Consider the following 18,196-nt stretch of genomic DNA (forward strand, 5'->3'; position numbering starts at 1 on the left):
GAAATTTCGTGAAAGCATGCCATACCAATGAAAGACACAAACTACACATCGCTTATCTATCAGACACTTACTACAGACAACCATCCATAATCGCCAGATTATGACGTGGTGTGTGGTGAAGAATTGAAAATACAGGGGCATCTTGGGAACGCTTTCCAATTAGTCTTTGTTTTTGCTAAGAGACTAAATTATCGATGAAAAACGCCCCTATTGGAAGGGGTTGGGGTGTAGATTTGACCACACTGTTTTTACATTAACGCCTAGTTACTCTTATACAGGGGCACTTTACCCCCTAAAGTACAGGCTAAAAATGACGAGATTACAGCTAACTGAAATTAGCGCTAGAACGCCCTTTCAATGCTAAATTGACTTTGCAGACATTACTAACAAACTTTGGGGCGTGCGACGTGAAGTCGTATGAAGCGCTGCTCACCGCTTAACGTGTGAACCATCTGTATCACCAGATGAACCTAGGATCCTAAATAAATTAGCGGCTCTGACAATGTAATGAAGAATGGTCATGACCATTCGGGATTTGAATCGTGAGAGGACAATCCTCCTGATAACCACAACCGGGTGAATGCTAGGTAGTTAGCATGATGAACATATGTGAACCCGCTCAAGGCGCGTTATGTTATGAAACAGCGGAAGTGGTTAATACGCTGTGGCCAAAAGGCATGAGAGTCGGAAGAGATTGCCCCCCAAAGCAGCGCCTCGTTCTTTGATATAACAGGTTTATTCGGGCTGTGGTATCTTCGCTTTAATAGCCATCATCACTAATTTTTATTTGCGCAGCGGTGATCGTGTCATGTTTATGCATTGTACCTCCCCCATAGAAAAAGTATATTATCCAGTAACTTAAGTAAACGTGTAATTAATTGGATGAATTATTGGATTTTCAAGCTTAGTAAACAGACACTATACCCAGATGTGCCCAGCAAGCAGTATGTTTTTGATAATACGCACTCAATAAAAGTTGCCCCTGGAGACTCATTTTTATTCTTAGATAAAACTAAAGACTATTCTTTTACTGCAGTAGGAACAGTCTCTAGGCTTGAAGAAAGAGAACCTACAGAAGAGGAAGCCTTAAGAACTAAGAACGTAAGAATTGTTTACACCGCACATTTAAATGACGTTTACTACTTTGACTCGCCTTTATGTATAGATCCTCAGAAGGGAAAGAACAATCGAAAGCGTTTAGGTATCATTGACGTTAACCTATTGGGTTGGTCTCACTCAATAGCAAAGCTATGTGATGACATGTTCGATAGAATCATAGACTTAGCCTATGAACGTAATCTATTTAATCCGAAGTTAAAAAATAGTAATACTAAGAAGGGTAATAACAATTTTGAAATTAAAGACCAGTGGGGTTTAGTCAAGCGTCGAGCTTACTTATATGATTTTTCGAGAAAGGTAAAATCTTTATGCCTGAATCAATGTGTTGTTTGTGGGTTAAATAACACCTTGTTTCTCGATGCTGCACATATTGTTCCTTATGCTATCGACAAAAAGAACAGAGCAAACCCGAATAACGGCATATGTTTATGTAAACACTGCCATATTGCTTATGACAGTCGTGTTATTGAAATCACCCATAACGGTGCGCTAACTATAAATGATGAGTCGTTTTTGTCCCATCATAAAGTATTATTATCTAAAGAACTTCGTTTTTCCTTAGTTTCTCATGCAAGAGAGTTCTTAAGTAGAAAAGCTATGTCATAAATAATATAACCTCCTAGAAATCAACGGGAGGTTATATTATTCCAGATTTACATGTGTTTTTTAATTAGTTTCGCTACTGCTCTAAACACTGGAACCACTACGGAATTACCAAACTGTTTATAAGCAGCTGTATCGGCACATACAATTCTAAAGTCAGTATCTGCTTCACTACGGTCAAACTCGGGCTTTTCGAAGCCCATCAATCTTGCACATTCACGCGGAGTTAAACGTCTTGGTGTTTTGTAAAGTGAATCAAACTCTGGCGCGTAGCGACCATGTAGTTCGTCATACTTTCTCTCACCTTCTTTTAAGGCTAGCTTATACTCTTTATCACTTGTTTCTGGGTTTTCAGTTGTGTATCTATCTGCAAAGATCTTCGCTACGTTGTCACGCTCTAAGTTCTTACGTATACCGTACTCTCGGTTATCCAATAAGTATTCTGTTTCAAGCCCATCTTGGTTAATCAAGATCTCTGAGCCATCTTTATAATAACGAGCTGAAAGTGTTCTTGAGACGGCATTAGGATTTCTTGGGTCAACTAAGCCAAAGCCAAAGCCATTACCTTTTGCTTGGTGCTTCAATGCATAGTGGTACAGATAGCTCCAAAGGTTGGGAGTTAGTGTGTACTTCTTTTTTTCTTCGTCATTTAGTGGGCATAATATTTCAGCGAAGGTATAGCGTTTCTGTGGTTTTTCAATGTTACACAATGATAACGTTGCCAAGCTTGGATTCGTCTGTACTAGGTCTTTACGAACTCCTACTAACACGATTCGTTCACGGTGCTGTGGAGTAAAATGAGCTCCATCTATCACAGTAGGCTCAGGTTTACGTTTGCGAACTTCTTTAATAGCTTCTTCGATATCATCATCAACGTTAGAAACATCAGCAACCCAATAGCCTGCGCGATCAAGAGAGCGGATGATTGTGGCGAATGTGTTGCCCTTGTCGTGGCTTTTCAGATTTTTAACGTTTTCCAGCACAAAGTATTTAGGTTGACGTGTTATCAGTATTTGCTCAACGTCAAAGAATAGCGTCCCTTGGGTATCACATTCAAAACCATGCGCACGCCCTAAGGAGTTTTTCTTTGAAACACCGGCTAATGAAAATGGTTGGCAAGGAAAGCCAGCAAGCAGTAAATCATGTTTGGGGATATGCTTTAAAATACTAGCTTGCTTATCGGCTTCTGTTGCACTGTCATCACCGCTTTTTGTAATTTGGGTGATGTCCATGTAAGAAGTATTCTTATCGACGTTCTCTTTATCATTATCTAAAAAGTATGGAAGTTCATGTTCATCCACATAATGGTTGGCAAGATAAGTACGTCGGGCTGCAGTGTCCCATTCGTTGGTAAATACGCATTTTCCGCCTTGATCTTCGAATCCTTTACGAAGACCGCCTATGCCAGCGAATAAGTCGATAAAAGTAAAACTAGGGTTGTCCCAGTGGGAAGGTTTCTGCGGTAGTAATTTTTTACGTAAATCATCCAGCGCCTTCTCATGGAAGCAGATAGCACTAGACTCTGGTGAGACTTTCCAGCGGTTTAGTTTTTCTCGAGATACTTCGGCGTATTGCCCGCCCAGCTGCTGAAATTTAATGGCTAAATTTTTCTGGTCGTAGATCTCGATAAGCAACTTAAGAAGTTTATTAGTTTCTTGGCGGTTATGTTCAAAACGAAGCTCATCATCTCTATCGCCTTTCAGTATCTCTTTATAGCGCATTATTTGCTCTTATCTGGGAATTTTGTGTGCACATTACCACACAATACTCCCAGTTTTAAGTTTGTTTGTTATTTATGAGGAATATACCTATGACAGTGTCAGCACTATTTAGGTTACCCGACTTATCTTGTCAGCCCTTTTACTTCATCAATGAATTCACGGAAGGTCATTAACCATTCAGTCTGCCCAGGAAGGTAGTGTTGATGAAGATCTTCGGGGACAACCAGTTGCAAATTTTTATCTCTCATTTGGTTTGTTTGGTGTTCACTAATCGCGGGTTCCATTGTAATTAGGTGTTTGTGGTCAATACGCTCAGCTTCAGCAAGCACTTGTCTCCACCTATCTTTGCAGGTCGTTTTTGCACCAAGTATTCGTAGTTGTTCTACTGGGAAATCTAGGTTTGCGTAGCTTGCAGAGCTAGGAAACAAAAAATCTGGCTTTTGCCTACCCTCTGTTTTTGCTCCTCTTTCAAAGTTAATCCCAGAAGCAATCAAAATTTCTTCAATATGATTTTCAAAAGCGTGTCCACTTCTGCACTTTCTTCGATTTTGCACGCTTAGTGAGAAACGAACAAACTCATCTACGTCATCGCCGTTTTCGCCAAAACCAGCTCGAAGCTTTTCTTGTACTATATGTTTCTCTAATTGCCGAAAAGCAGACTCTTCAGCTTCCATCCAGTTAAACAGTGCCTGGTCTGGGTGAGATGCCGGGCATATATCCTCAGTTAAGCTTCGAGCAAAACTAGAAAACTCTCTTGTCTTTGGAAACGCAGGACCAAATCGGTCAAGGATCCTATCCAAATAATTGGTACCGTCATTGCCAACTTCGATTCCATAACGGGCAAACATGAGCCTGATAGGTGCTGCAACTGCCATGTCCATTATCACTCTGGTAAGCCCTCGCTCATTCGTTTCGGTGTCTCTTACACCGAATAGAGACCGAATTTGGAGTTCATAATCACTTTCTGGAGAACAAAATATCATTAGTAGATTCCCCTCCGTCGTTAAAGCAATCATGAAAAAATCACCAGGCTGGAAGCGGTTGCTTACATCGTTAGACTTGTAATAAAGTCGCCACTCCGGGGCCCTAGTTTCATTATGATATCGAGCGTCGTACCAAGTCACTTTATCTTCACAGATTAAAGGCTGCTCATCATCTGCATCAAGGTATACCATTGTCGCTGGAATACTAATTTGACTACCGTCATTAGGAGTACCAAGTTGTCGCCCTATACCTGCAGCAACTAAGCCTCCAATTTCATGTTGGTTTGATCGCCCAGGATCAGCATCAACTACAGAAAGATACTTAAAGGCGGCAGAAGAAAAAATATCAGCGAGCTGTTCGAACATGATGACTCCGGTGAAACTACGATTAAATGAAAGATTATTAATCAACAACTTATTTTTGATTGTCGCTATGAGTTTTAATGAAATAATCTAAGCCAGTAACGATGAAGCATTGTTACTTTCGTACTTATCATTAGTTAATACATTATAAACATCCTTAGTTGTTGATTTTTGAGATGTTTATCACGCAAGTCTGAGCTTACATATACAAGTGTTCTATAACGTTGTAATTAATGGGGTGATAGCACCCTACGGGCAACCATGCTTTATCTCGCGAACCTCTTCGCTCGTACCTCACTCCTCGGTGGCTCAACCAAGCCACTTCAATCACAAACAACGTGCTTTACGTTGTCTTGGCCGTACCGGTCACAATCAGGGCTAGACAAGCTTTCACTTTCGCGGCCAAGTGCTGTCTGAGTGTGCTTTATGTTTGTGCCCTACTCTGTCCTCGGGGTGGGTTTCAACGATTCGTTTACGCCACTTCGATCCTCCGCCCGCAAAAGCGAGCAACGTATCCCCGTTGCATCCGTCAGGCTCTACAACAATGAAAGTTGCACCGCTGTCAGTCTTGATTCATTGGTCTGAATCTTTCAGGCTACAAACCGATGAAGAGTTTGAGTTTGAAATCTTTGAGGCAATCGCACTTAAAGCCGCTTTGGATAATCCATTAGGCGGTTACGACAAAACAGAAGTAACGGTAAAGTTCGAAGGTGGCCATCAGCATCGATGTCGGATTGATTTAGGGTGTGGAGGTAATGAAACCGGCTTCGCTGATCATTGCTTTCGTATTCTGGAATATTCAGAATATCTAAAGAAATCAGAGCCGGATCATTGGTATCTAACCAACTCTCAAGGCAAAGAACTCGTAGTGCTATTGAAGTCGTATCAACTTAATCGCCAACAAGTGGCTAATGGTCGCCAGACCGCGTTTAAAAAAGTACGTTTGGCAAAAGGTATTTAATCTAGTTAGGGGCTTAAGCCCCTACTCACACAGAACTGTATATGAGCAGGAAATCGACAGAGAACAAGATGTTATTGCTTTAGAGTAGATTGAGTCATTCGAGTAATACTTATATGAACCTTCGATGCTTCATTTTTTGGGGGACGAATACTTAAGACTCCCCCCTGAGACACTCAATAGTTAATAGATTATGCTTGTAACAATGATATTACTTGATTCTAAAAACAGAAAAGCTTTGCTGTTCACTAGGAAGAACACCTTCAAACACGTTGAGACTACCAATAGAGTTGAGCTGCTTTGTATCCATCATAGATTCAGTCCAAATCTCTAATTTTAGCTTTTCTACTCGTTCTTCACGGTTAAATAGATACTCTGCTGAATTAAACTCTGGGCAATCAAGAATCGAAATGTACAATCGATCTTGCTCCAAAAATTTTGATTCTAGTAATAGAACCAGTTCTTTTAACATCAGACGACAACGTTCTAAAACAGTAGCTCGACTGAGATACGATTCATGAGCATTGATATCAAATCCCATATCTTCTGCTATTGAGAATGCTAAATTTTCTATTTCAATTCCCGCGTCATTATCTTCAAAATCAAGATGATCTGTATTACCTTTATAAGCAAATGCAAAAAGCGCTATGGATTGTAAAAGTTTTTGTTTTTCAATGTCTTTCATGTCATACCGACCTTTTAATATAATTCAAATATTGTACCACATTAAATTGAAGTTCACTTACGTGCAAGTATATGATCAACAAATAAATTCAGATAAGAAACCAGAGAACATACGAATAGGCGAGTCTATTTTGATCTTTGTCCGAACAACTATCAAAAGTAGCAATGACCAAGCAAGCATCAATCATCTGAACTTTAAAGTTAAAGTCGACTAACAGTCTAAAAGGCAGGTTTCGAACATTTTGTAGAAGTGATAATAGCTTGGGCTAAGTATTAAAGTGCATGGCTAAAGTAAGCTCTTTAGCCATGCTTGAGATTATCAAATAATCTTACTCGATTTTTGAGCTACTTTAATACTGATCAAAAGAGACAATATACCTTCAAAATAGACATGAGCTTCAGGGTCAGTCAACCATTCAAGTGGCAAAGTTAAAAGTAACCCGTGGGATTCAATTAACTCTGCACGAACAGAGGAAGGTAAGTCTTTTTGGATCGCAAGTAGGTTTAGAGCTAACTGGCCCTTAAGTTTATCTAGGCCTTTCTCGCCGTTGGCATCAATCAATCGCCACGCAAATAATTCACCTGCCTTGTATACAAGAGCCAAATCAAACCCCGACATAGGTTTGACATGCTTAAGACTAAACAGGTTTTCCGTTTCACAATTAAGCCAAGGAACTTCTGTTAGCGAGAATTTATCATTGCATTCAATTTCAATATTTTCTTCTTCGGGCTCGAATGTGGCCTCTACGTCTATTGTTATTTCATTATATAAACTTGCGTTCAATAGTTGTAGTTCAGCTCTTTCTTTTAGTTGCTTTCTATCGTCAGCACTTAAGTAACTGTATCCAGTTCGAGCTAATGCGAATAGGTTAGCGAGTGCATAAACATCTTCGCCTAGCCCTTCACCTAGATTGACTTTCATTGCATCGATGTTTTGTTTTTCTGGGTTTAACAAAACCAAGATCATAGCTCTCAATGCAACATTAATTTCATCTGTATAGATAAGTTTAACGTCATCATTGTTTATGATCTTTTCTGCAGTTTCTACCCAACGATCGACATCTTGAGAGGCTATATTTTCAGTAATAACTAAAGCCTTAAATTTCTCAACCACTTCGCTTAGCTGCCAACCATTATCAATATTGAAGTCACAGCATATTCTATAGAATATAGCGGCAATTTTTAGCTGTTCTTGGTCTCTCACATAATGACTAAGGTTTGCTTCAAGTAATCGTTCCGGGTTGCCTAGATACTGCTTTAACTCACTTGAGAAGTCGTTTGAAGACAGTAAGGTACTATGAGTTGCGGCGATAATAGCGTCGTTAAAGGCCATCTTTTTCGAAAACAAATGTTTCTCGACTGTTGGAGGTTCTGCTATATCTAACGGCAAAGTTACATTAGCTTCATCATTCTCAAGAACATAGCACTCCATAGAACTTAAATCGTAGTTCTCATAACTTCGATCGATAAACATGTCTAAGCTATCTTGGTTGGTAAAACCCAATTTCGTAATATTGGAGAATGGCTGATAAAGAGATGTTAGTTTGTCTTTCAATCTTAGAACGACAACTTTCTCATCAATCAAATTTTGAGCGATCATTGATTGCAGTTCAATTTCTGAAAAAACCTTTTTTTCGTTCACTTCAAAGCAAAGTTCAAGAGGTAACAACTCATAAGTGAGAACATAACGACTTAGGTTTCGTTTTGGGAGCATGACATAGCACGGTGAGTTAGAGTTCATTTCCATTATTTCTGTTCTCTATAATCTATTAGTCCTGATGTTTTGCTCGGGAAGTGTTCAAAAAAAGCAGGATTGCAATTCGTACTTCCGTTACACAAAAAGACAAGTTCTTCACGAGCTCGAGAGCACATAACATATAAGTTCATTTTAAACGTTATGAGGTCTGCATCGTCAACAGCAAATGATTGTAATTGAGGAATAAAAACGGAATCAAACTCCAAACCTTTACAACTTTTACGATGCAATACAGTAACGACTCCTTGTTTATCAAACAAAAGATTTTCGCTACTTCTAGGATTTTTACCACTGTATGATTGTACAGTATAGTTAGGAAGTTGTCGTTCTATTTCGTCCACGAAAAGAGATCTATCAATATCATTATCAACAATAACTCCTACCTCGAGAGCTGCTCTATTTCTCAATGATCGGCATATATACTGAATTTGCTGTTCGGTATTACCCATTATCACCAACTGAGGTATGTTTCCTTGTCGATCTGGTAGTTTAGGAACGCCCGTTGGCAAACCAACATAAAAATGGCTTGCCACTTTTGCTATTTGACTGGTGCTCCTGAAGTTTTTAGTCAAACTAAATTCACGGTCAGGTTTATTTTTCAATTTTAGAGCTGTACGAATATCATCTAAGCTTGAGTGTCTCGACTCTTCTAAGCGTTGATTTTCATCAGCTAGAATTGTTAACCCACCATGCTCCAATTGTTTTGCACTAAGGCGTAAGAATGAAAATAACCCAGGTTCAAAATCTTGTGCTTCATCGATGATTAGATGCCCCCAGTCAATCAAATTATCTGGATCTTTCTCCAAGTATAGGTCTCGCATCTCTAACCAATCAAATTGCCACTGAGTTTGTCTTGGAGGATCGAATGATGTCCCAGTCCAGGCACTATAAGCATCAGGATTTCGGTCATACTTTTCTTTAGAGACACACCACATCCCCTTTTTATGGGTAAATGGATTAATCTTATTCCATTCGAATTGACCACCTATTTTTTTTAATTCATCTTTGTCTTCATAGGGGCAGTTGAGGTACGCCTTATCTCCCTCTACAATTAAAGTCTCAGTATCAGATGCTGAAATCTTCTGTTGGCGCCACCATTCGGGAAGCCATGAGTGCATTGTTTTAGACTGAACTTTTCCTTCAATTTCACTCGCTACATTTTCTGTGTAGCGCCTCAATACACGATTGAACATCAAGACCGTTACTTCGTTTCTTTTCTTTGATAAGAGGTTCGCCCGCAAAAAAGCTATTACTGTTTTTCCGGTCCCGGGAGGCCCAGTGACCAAGATACTTCCATCTATAGGTGCATCTTCAAAAATATCTTGTTGTTCTTCGCTGATTTGTCGAGTGTTAGGCATTCTCATGACGCGATTTCCTTTTGTGCAGAAACAATCGCTTGGCTAAAGAAACCTTCATATTCATCGTTCCCAATTAATATTGTTCTATCTAACAGTAGGTTGTTATTTTCACAACTTGTTTCGGAAATGATTGAACAAGAATGGCAAGCCGCTTGATTTAACCCCATAACACCCACCTCCTGTTTTTCACCACATACAGGGTCATTTGAACACCAGTGAGCAGTTTCTAAGGAAGCTAATATTGCAGGCAAAAGTCTGTTCACATCACCCTGCTGGACTAGACCACCTAAACTACCTTCAGAGTCCCCCTCTGCAGTGTAAATAAGTAGCCCTGCTTGCTCTTCGTCAGCGTAAATTCGTTCTCTTAAAGATCCACTAGAGTAGCCACTTTCAAAACTTAATTGTCGTATCAACAGGTGTGCTAATGTATGTAAAATAAGAAACTTAGCACTTGGTTGAGGTAAATAAGTTGAACTCAACTCCGCGTGATACCGGTTCAATGTTTCGAGTCGTTGCCTCAATTTTAGCGGTAAATTCTGTTGCCAAGCATTAATAACAGCCAAGTTCATTTCTATGAAAATACCTTCACCAAAAACTTCGGTAGCTGGTAGCCAAGAACGGCTTTCAGTGCTGGTTTTAGGACTTACGATGTTGTCGCTGGGAGATACTCTTTCAAAACCACAAAATGCACGTACTTCACGCAATTTTTCTAATAAAACAACACGTTTAATAATCTTTGTAAAACTAGACATTGGAGGTGAATCGAAGCTCGCGAGCTTTGCTTTAAAGTTCGGCGTTTCTTTACTTTCAATATCTGGCGAAGATAGGATTTCCCACTCCGCAACTCTTAAATCTTCATCTTTAGGAATCTTAAATGTTCTCTGCTCTCGCTCTTTCGTATTCACGGCACTTAAAACATCTTCGATGGAAATACCTAACTCTTCTGCAATTTCATCAGCAAAAAACTCTACTCTGCGCTCCTTTTTATCAGCCAGAGCTTTCATTAAGTCATCAAACTCATCAGTTTCTTTAATACGTGCATATAGTTTATTACCGGAGCTGGATGGAGAGTGCGGGATATCCAGTGCAGAGCGAACAATGGAGTAATACAGGTTACTCGCGCCCCGTTGCAATACATGCAATGGTTCTTCACAGAGTTGTTGATCGATAGGCTTATATTCCCATGGCTGAGTATCTTGACATTTAACGCCCGCTAACCCGTTTTGACTCATGATCTCTTTAAGAGAGTTCTTAGCTCCACACTCTGGGTTCTTACATTCAATGTATAGCGCATCAAGGCCACTGCCTAATTCTGGATTAGACAAAAAATACAACTCAGGATGTTCGCATGTTTTATGCTTTCCTGATTTATGGGCCCAGTAAACCCAAGGGACATCTTGTAAATGTCCATGCTGACAAGCAGCGACGAACCTCATCGGCGCTAATTCCTTTTTCTTACACGCTGAGTTGGCGCAAACGGGAATACCTTCAGCATTCACTTTTCCAGTTTCATTTTTCCACAATTCCATTCTTTTACAGCGTGGGCAAAACATCCACTTTGGAAAACGTACTGTCATAAGAGCGTTATGTGGACCAATATCATCTTTCTTAGTAAATCTATTATTGATTACTGGAGGTTTTTTCAATGCCCATACACCGGCCTCGCTAGATAGTCGGTCTAACTTGATTTCATCTAACCTTTTAGGCCAATGTATTGGATCTGCCAAAACTAAAGACTCATCACCAATCTCTATCACAGAGCCTGGACCAAATGGCGTAATAAGTTGGGAACTACGATATGAACGATTAGAGCTAGCCACTAGCGCTCTCCTCTTACAAATAGGTGTGTTTCAGTATCTACATTGCGCATAGAATTCAAAGTACGCCATGCCTCATCATGTTGAGAGCTTTCAAAAGATTGAATAAGTGGCTCAAACTGCTTACCACCATCATAGTGTGTTAATGGTTTTGACGTTCGATTACACCTTTCTAACCATTGACTAACCAAAGATTCTAGAAAGTCGAGTGTTTCTAATTGCTCAGCTTTCGACATTCCTTTCATCGCCCGCTGAATACGCGCCTGGAATGCTTTATAGATCTGTACAAAATCTGGGTGATGTACATCGAGATGTTTTGCACTCTCATTTTTTCTTAAGTAGCCCGTGATTCGCACTGCAGCAATAAGTGATGCATGTAATGCACGCTCAAGAGCAGGTTTGACCCAAGGAGTCACACTGGTGGGTTCAACATAACGATAAAGAGCTTGGTGATAGCTCTTAAAGGTTTCGTAGTGTGAACGATCACGAGGTTTAGTTGGTGAATACTGCGTGATAACAATACCCGGTGGCCGCTTTTTGTTACGACCTACACGACTTGATGCTTGAATGTATTCTGCTGTTGATTTCGGCTGCCCTGCAATTAACATCATACCCAGTCGCTCAACATCAACACCGACCGAAATCATGTTCGTACATGGAAGAATATCGATCGCCTCAGGCGTTTCTTTTTCTAACCTTGCTAGAACCTCAGGAATCTTTGAACCTTTGACTCCAGCACTTAATTCTTCAACATTAGACACAGTTCTCGTGTCGTACTGGTCTTTTGAAATAACCTTGATACGCTCAGGAATATCATCGCGACCTAAAGTCATCGTTTTACCAAGCTCTCTTCGGCTATTGTGATAAATAGGAAGCGTCCAATAACTATCTAACAGCGTGTCTTTAAACCCTAATTCATACGGCGCTAAAAGGGCTGCCGAACTTGTTTGTACAAGTGATGTTTGTCCTGTATGGCCAGACGGCATAACACCAAGATAAAGTCGCCCCGGCTTATTTTCTTCTTCTTTTGAAAAAAACGAATCAGCCTGATCTGTACCAGAAGGAGGGAATATATTTACTTGTCTTCCAAATAGTCGAATACTTTGCTGCTGTGCAGCTCGAATCGTTGCAGTCGCAGCTATTACCTTAGGCCTATGGCCTAACACTTCCATTATGGTGTCAAAGCCAGCCTCATAAATACCAGCAATAGTTCCAAGTGGGCCTGAGATAAGATGAAGCTCATCTTGAATGATCAATGATGGTGGCTGTACTTTTTTATCACCGAAGAATGCAGCCGCTCTTTCTTGCCAAGTCAATCGCGCAAATTTATCGATAGTACCAATCAGTAAACTAGGGGGCTTCATGTATAACGCATCATCGACAACTTGGATTGGTAAATGACGGTGGAAATCACACTCATGACTAGGGCAAAAAAACTCAAATTTATTGTCTGGGTTGGAGCGAATTCCATATGAATTACAATCAGAAGAGTAATATTTAGGAACAATCTCAGTACCACACCAAGGGCAAACTTGAAGTTGAAAACTATTTTCGGGCTCAGGGTCATCTCGCATAATCATGACTTTATCGTGAGCATCTTGAAAATTATTAGGGGTACTATCTTTTCCTGCCCATAATCCAAGAGAAAACGATTCATTACCTAAGCGTTCATCAGACTTTCTAAGTTTTTCCAAAGCGCAAATTAAGCTCCCTGCTCGCTGGAACTGTTGCGAAGTCAACAAGCGCAGAGTATAGCGCTTGATCACAGCGGTCCCTCCACCTTTTTCACCTAAGGTTAGGCGACGGTGGATCAATTCCCACGCAGCTACTGCTAAGTAAGCCTCTGTTTTACCACCACCAGTTGGAAACCATAATAGGTCCACTTCCTCATGCGATACAGGAAAGTCGCCGGTACTTTTGTTTGGAATAATAGATTCAAGGACCAATAGCTGAAACGCCAATTGGAATGGACGCCATTTAAAGTTTTTGATGACTTCGTTAGAAAAGTATTCTGGTGCCTCATACGAAGTACCTTTAGTTTTTGCTTCACCCGCATACTTTTTCCCGCTGTGGATCATTTGCATTAACATCGCCTTATTGGCAACTCTAAATGACTCCATAGCTACTTTGGATTGTCTTAAACCACTGACACCACCACTCATTCTAGCTACGGCATTTTTTAGTCTTTCAATAATGCGACTTTTAGCGCTTGAGAATCGCTTATCTAATACTTCATTCTCAAGTTCAGTTATCCAAGAACGATACGTATCAATGAGTTTGTCATAACCATCAAGCAGTTCTTCATTTGTCGCAGAAGAGGGGTCTGCAATCTTTGTAATACTAAGAATGCTGCTGTCAAGATCTGGATACCTTTCCGAATCGATATCAGTGCTAAAGTCTTTAACCTCGTGGGATGGTATTGTCTCCGTAAATAAGCAGTCTGGTATTCCTCTGTCATCAAATGACCAATCTACAGCAACACCGTGACCTACGGCCCATGGTATTCGTTTTCGATACGTGAGATTCAACTCTTGTTGCTCATCATCTAACTTAAAACGATCACTACTAGGGTACTCTTGAATATTACCTTCAAGTACAGTGACCTTAATTCCGCATTGGAATAAGCACTTTTCAGGGTCTAAACGCTCGCCAGAACTCGCATTATTTGAGAGTGCTATTGTCACGATTTTTCCCGAGCTTAAAGGGCGTACTTTAATATCTAAACGAGCCTTTCCGTCTAAGATGACTTTCTTTTGCGTTATGAGCTCTTTTATCGATTCTTCATGAAATAAGGGATGACGCTGCCACTCTGAGAAGGCCTTTTTAGTATAACGACCAGCATTAATATGTAAGCATAATGACGAGTTAGCCTGAACAGCAAAGGAAATGGCCATTGACGAAGGTTTAAAATCATTTGCTAGAGCTTCTGAATTTGAATCAGCACCAGTGCTATCATTAGAGTCGTCAATGCAAGCTGCCACAGGAAATAGAGTCCCCATTAAATAGCGCTTTTGAGGGGCATCATTTAGCTCCTCATTTTCGCCATTAACAGGACCAATAAGTTGCGACTTTAGATAACCAACCAGTTCATGCCTGGCTTGAGTAAACTCATTCATTGTTGTTCTCTATACTTAAGATGGGGGAATATCAGGCTTACGAAACACCGTTCCATTTATGGGTATTATTCCAGATTAATAGCTTGCATCAATCTTTAGTTGTAATTAATCACCTTTTATATAACGCACACTACTCAACTAATTGCAAATCAGAAAGTGAAACGCCATAAGGATGTGATTACCCTTGAGTTATGTTACTTTTTGCTGAAGTAACTTCTACCTGAGTCATGCGCGCCCCCTTCTCTAAAACTACCCGAACCACGCCCCCCTTTTTGTGCAGCTAAATCAGGGTATTTCTTTAAGGCTTCAAGCTCTTTTTCTGCAATTTCTTTAGTTGTTGCCTTCGGAACCTCAGTTCCTTTTTTAAGGTCTCTGATTGATCTAGACATTTTTCAGCGCCCATAGTTAGTAAATTTAGGAATAATACAATGACATGCATATTTATTATTTGACTAAACTCACTATGAAACAAAGTTCTACAGAAAAGATAGTAAACCCAGAAAAATAAACTCCTTTAATTTTCACCAGCAACATCAAAAATCGAGGTATATACTATTTGGACCCGCACCAGCAGTTTTAGACACCGAGTTAAATCAATACAATCACTAACGAAGTGAACCACGGCAAGCAAGAAGAAACGTATTACCCATTACCCTAAAATTAAAAGCAGAAACCCTGAAACTGGCAGAGCACGCAAAAAAGCTAGAAAGCGTAAAAAAGGCCGCCACCTACTTCACAAAAAATCTAAAGTAAATTGCTATGAATTTATGCTCGAATACTTGCAGAGTTTCAGTATGGTCCGCATGTGCAAGGTGTTCAGAGTTGAGTTTCCCGAGGTGGGTTTTATTACTGGGTTGAGAATCGCCACAAGGCGCTTCAACACGAGGTAGCTCACCAAACGCTTGATATAAAGATCAAAGAAACCTTTGATGTTAGCAAAAACATGATGACTCAAGACAAATTCAGAAGGGATTGGCTGAGAAAGGTGATAACCAAAATGTTGGGACAACGCTTGTGTTGAGAACTTCTTCCACTCTATGAAAATGGAAGCGATCAAATATGAGCTGATAATGACGTAAGACGAGATGCGCTAAACGGTCTTCGTGTACATAGAGGCTAATTTATAATCGGAAGAGAAGTCATAGTGCTCTTGAGTATCTAAGCCCAATGCACCTTGAAAAGCAAAATGTCTCTTAGTTAAGCGTCCAGTCAGGCTGAATCAGAGTAATTTATCTAGAGAAAAGGGGCTGCGCTAGATCTATTGCACGCCCCTACCTAGTAGCGTCATACCACCTATGTACCTCTTGCTCGCTCCAACGAGGAGAGCGCTTTGAAACCATGATCGGTTTCGGGAATGCTTCGTCCTGTCTCATTCTCCAAAAGGTAGTTCGACTAATATCAAAGGCTCACACACAATGTAGGACTAGGGAAAATATGAGGGGATCCGTCAGAGCCTTGCTAAGATGCGGCTAAATCGCTGGACCTAAGCAAAGCGACTGTAATCACTAAACTCAACCGAGCCGAAAGTGCCAAAGGTTAGCTGTCACTATTAAGCAATTTGTTAGGCTTTTTCAATCTCAAATGCCTGCTCAATTAGTGGCAAGCACAATGAATGAAACCACTCTTCAGCAATTTTAATTTGCTCGATCTCTTTTCCATTTACCATCATTTCACGGTAATCTTTAGGGTGTGTAAGTCGGTTCCTAATTGCGACGCTTTTTCTAAACTCATTAAAACCGTTATGTAGCTAGTTCACAGACGATCATGCTGACGACGATCATGCTGACACGCCTCTGGACATAAATAAGTTTCGGAAAACCGATACCCCCAGAGTGCAAGAGACTGATGAGGTTCGGTTGCAATAGAGAACTGGGCGTTGGAAGTGATTGGGATGGCTTTAAAATAGTTGGTAATAAGCTAGGCTTGATTTGTAGCAACTGGAATTTTATTAATTGCGACTCTACCTGCAGTATCACCATTACCATACATAACGATGATTACCGAGTTTTCCGGTATTAACTTTGCGGTAGACTTCGTTATGGCATCTTCAGTGATGTAGGTCTCAGTAGAAAAAACCTTACAATTATTCACTTCCTTAGTTTTAATCCAAGGTACTGTCCCGTCGATATAAAACTCTTTAACTCGTGTACTTGGAGTCCCTCCAGAACACACTTTTGTAGGTCGTGACGCCAATTATTTGATTTAGTGGTAGAACTCTCGCTCAATGAAAGTCCCTATCACTTTATCGTGCATTTCTTCCGATTTCGAGAAGCCGATAGTTTTACGCACTAAACGTTTTAATCTGGAACGCAAAGTCAAATTGGTTCGTTCAATCCGCTGAGTGAACCTTTTCCCTACAACATGTTTTTCTTTTGGCAATTCTTTCGAGTAGACGCTGAAATCATCGGTGAAAAAGAAACTGATGTCGAATGGCTTAAGTAAAGCGAGTAACGCTCGCAGCTCATCTGTATTGCGCTTACCAAAGGCATGAGCAATGATGCGTTTATAACCGGACTCCAATGCATACCAAAGCCAACGACGATTTTTTTTGTTTCCTACGAATGACCACTGTTCATCGACCTCACAGATGAGAGAGATGTTTGCTCTATCGAAAGGTATTGAGGTGACTTGTTTCGGCGAGAGTTTTTTAAAGTGCGCAGTACCGTGTTATAGCCAACTTTTAAGACACGACTTGTTTCTCTTACACCAGAACTATTCATCGCCATATCAATGATTTGCTCTTTGACCTTAGGTTTATATGCCTCGTAAGCATAATCAAGTTGAAATGAGCGTTTGCACTCAAGGCAACGAAACCGCTGAAAGCCTGACACACCAGTACCATGTTTACGAACATACTCCGTTTGGTTGCAAAACCGACAGTTAACTTGAATAGTAGCCATAATTTTTAATTCAGAGTTGAGGGACTACCATTCTAACTCAAGCTCACCATGCTGGAGTCATGACCCAATTTCTTAACCTTTTTCTTTAACACCTTCAATGTCGGTAATTGGCCCTGTTTAGATACCCACTGCTGCCAACCAAAGAGTGATTGCTCATAGAAACGTACAAACATCCCCTCTTTTATGCCAACAATACGTTGACTGCTTTCAACCAATACTAATTTAGTTTCAATATTCACTTATCTTCCCCCCCTAAAAAAGTGCCAGATGCAACTCTGGCACTTCAAAAACTAAAATTAAAACGTTAAACGCTCAACTTTAAGGATTTGAGACGCAGGATACGTAGCCCGTGAGGCTCGGCTGGTTGCTGAAGACGTAGCCATTGACGAGGTCCACGTCGTAATAGAGAGAACCATTAGGAGTCGCCGACCAATAGTAGTAGTTGGTCGGCCAACCGCGCGCGATAAACATCGGGCCGAATGCGTCGTATAGCTCCGTTTTTAACTCGTCTCTTGTTGCTAAACGCCAGTTAGTTCGTCCGCCGAGACTATGGGTGTTGTAGGTAGTACACAGTGCATTTGCGTTATTCCAGTCGAATAGGTAAAAATCACCACCAACTGGGCCGGAATTTCCGCTTTCAGTATGAGTACCGTTTGTAGCACTACCGCCAATGCTGTCTAGATAGGCCGCTGATGGTGAATTGGTAAGCAACTTACCACTACCTCTATCGTAGATATCAATACATGTACCAGCCAAGTTACACACATTCACCTCCACCGTATTGCTGGGGATGCCATCTTTGGTGGCCGTGAGTGTCG

At 40.6% G+C, this 18,196-nt stretch carries 15 protein-coding genes and 1 pseudogene; 3 read left to right on the forward strand and 13 right to left on the reverse strand.

Annotated elements, in window-relative coordinates; all coding sequences use genetic code 11:
- Positions 1-882 precede the first annotated feature (882 nt).
- Positions 883-1,725, forward strand: a complete 843-nt coding sequence (locus ACED60_RS23820) for an HNH endonuclease signature motif containing protein (RefSeq protein WP_102579932.1) — start codon at positions 883-885, stop codon at positions 1,723-1,725.
- Positions 1,726-1,772: 47 nt separating this feature from the next.
- Here ACED60_RS23820 and dcm read toward each other — a convergent pair whose 3' ends face one another.
- Together dcm and ACED60_RS23830 are read right to left on the reverse strand one after the other, a co-directional pair.
- Positions 1,773-3,443: a DNA (cytosine-5-)-methyltransferase gene (gene dcm, locus ACED60_RS23825; protein WP_371728608.1), complete on the reverse strand. Its 1,671-nt coding sequence runs from the start codon at positions 3,441-3,443 to the stop codon at positions 1,773-1,775.
- A gap of 122 nt (positions 3,444-3,565) precedes the next feature.
- Positions 3,566-4,792, reverse strand: a complete 1,227-nt coding sequence (locus ACED60_RS23830) for a type II restriction endonuclease (RefSeq protein ID WP_371728609.1) — start codon at positions 4,790-4,792, stop codon at positions 3,566-3,568.
- 541 nt (positions 4,793-5,333) lie between these two features.
- On the opposite strand from ACED60_RS23830, the gene ACED60_RS23835 reads away from it, so the two are divergent.
- Positions 5,334-5,750 carry an LPD25 domain-containing protein gene (locus tag ACED60_RS23835; protein ID WP_371728610.1) on the forward strand — a complete coding sequence of 139 codons (417 nt, stop codon included), beginning with the start codon at positions 5,334-5,336 and terminating at the stop codon, positions 5,748-5,750.
- A 208-nt stretch (positions 5,751-5,958) separates the two neighbouring features.
- On the opposite strand, the gene ACED60_RS23840 is transcribed toward ACED60_RS23835, so the two are convergent.
- The 6 genes from ACED60_RS23840 to ACED60_RS23865 all read right to left on the reverse strand — a co-directional run bounded on the left by ACED60_RS23840 (position 5,959) and on the right by ACED60_RS23865 (position 14,867).
- Positions 5,959-6,432: a hypothetical protein gene (locus ACED60_RS23840; protein WP_102579928.1), complete on the reverse strand. Its 474-nt coding sequence runs from the start codon at positions 6,430-6,432 to the stop codon at positions 5,959-5,961.
- 318 nt (positions 6,433-6,750) lie between these two features.
- Positions 6,751-8,178 carry a hypothetical protein gene (locus ACED60_RS23845; RefSeq protein WP_371728611.1) on the reverse strand — a complete coding sequence of 476 codons (1,428 nt, stop codon included), beginning with the start codon at positions 8,176-8,178 and terminating at the stop codon, positions 6,751-6,753.
- Positions 8,178-9,551 carry an AAA family ATPase gene (locus ACED60_RS23850; protein ID WP_371728612.1) on the reverse strand — a complete coding sequence of 458 codons (1,374 nt, stop codon included), beginning with the start codon at positions 9,549-9,551 and terminating at the stop codon, positions 8,178-8,180. The genes ACED60_RS23845 and ACED60_RS23850 overlap by 1 nt, the downstream gene beginning before the upstream one ends.
- Positions 9,548-11,365, reverse strand: a complete 1,818-nt coding sequence (gene drmB, locus ACED60_RS23855; protein WP_102579924.1) for a DUF1998 domain-containing protein — start codon at positions 11,363-11,365, stop codon at positions 9,548-9,550. Before drmB ends, ACED60_RS23850 begins: the two co-directional genes overlap by 4 nt.
- Entirely contained in the window at positions 11,365-14,478 is a 3,114-nt protein-coding gene (locus tag ACED60_RS23860) for a helicase-related protein (RefSeq protein WP_371728613.1), read from the reverse strand. The genes drmB and ACED60_RS23860 overlap by 1 nt, the downstream gene beginning before the upstream one ends.
- Before the next feature lie 194 nt (positions 14,479-14,672).
- Positions 14,673-14,867, reverse strand: a complete 195-nt coding sequence (locus ACED60_RS23865; RefSeq protein ID WP_102579922.1) for a hypothetical protein — start codon at positions 14,865-14,867, stop codon at positions 14,673-14,675.
- Positions 14,868-15,156: 289 nt separating this feature from the next.
- Between ACED60_RS23865 and ACED60_RS23870 the strand changes: the two are divergent.
- Positions 15,157-15,486: pseudogene (locus tag ACED60_RS23870) on the forward strand (IS3 family transposase); the annotation flags it as partial.
- A gap of 263 nt (positions 15,487-15,749) precedes the next feature.
- On the opposite strand, the gene ACED60_RS23875 reads toward ACED60_RS23870, so the two are convergent.
- The 5 genes from ACED60_RS23875 to ACED60_RS23895 form a co-directional block, all read right to left on the reverse strand.
- Positions 15,750-15,875: a helix-turn-helix transcriptional regulator gene (locus ACED60_RS23875; protein ID WP_371715287.1), complete on the reverse strand. Its 126-nt coding sequence runs from the start codon at positions 15,873-15,875 to the stop codon at positions 15,750-15,752.
- A gap of 520 nt (positions 15,876-16,395) precedes the next feature.
- Positions 16,396-16,650: a restriction endonuclease subunit S gene (locus tag ACED60_RS23880; protein WP_102579920.1), complete on the reverse strand. Its 255-nt coding sequence runs from the start codon at positions 16,648-16,650 to the stop codon at positions 16,396-16,398.
- A 30-nt stretch (positions 16,651-16,680) separates the two neighbouring features.
- Positions 16,681-17,378 (reverse strand): IS1 family transposase gene (locus ACED60_RS23885; RefSeq protein WP_371708483.1). Its coding sequence is split into 2 segments (ribosomal slippage): positions 16,681-17,129 and positions 17,129-17,378, totalling 699 coding nucleotides; the frame shifts between segments, so codons are not numbered across the junction.
- A gap of 32 nt (positions 17,379-17,410) precedes the next feature.
- Positions 17,411-17,617: a hypothetical protein gene (locus ACED60_RS23890; protein WP_102579919.1), complete on the reverse strand. Its 207-nt coding sequence runs from the start codon at positions 17,615-17,617 to the stop codon at positions 17,411-17,413.
- A 79-nt stretch (positions 17,618-17,696) separates the two neighbouring features.
- A complete protein-coding gene (locus ACED60_RS23895; protein ID WP_241810814.1) occupies positions 17,697-18,143 on the reverse strand; it encodes a DUF1566 domain-containing protein in 447 nt (148 codons plus the stop codon).
- Positions 18,144-18,196: the final 53 nt, after the last annotated feature.

Source organism: Vibrio sp. 1F279, from assembly GCF_041439815.1.
Classification (GTDB): Bacteria; Pseudomonadota; Gammaproteobacteria; order Enterobacterales; family Vibrionaceae; genus Vibrio; species Vibrio tasmaniensis_A.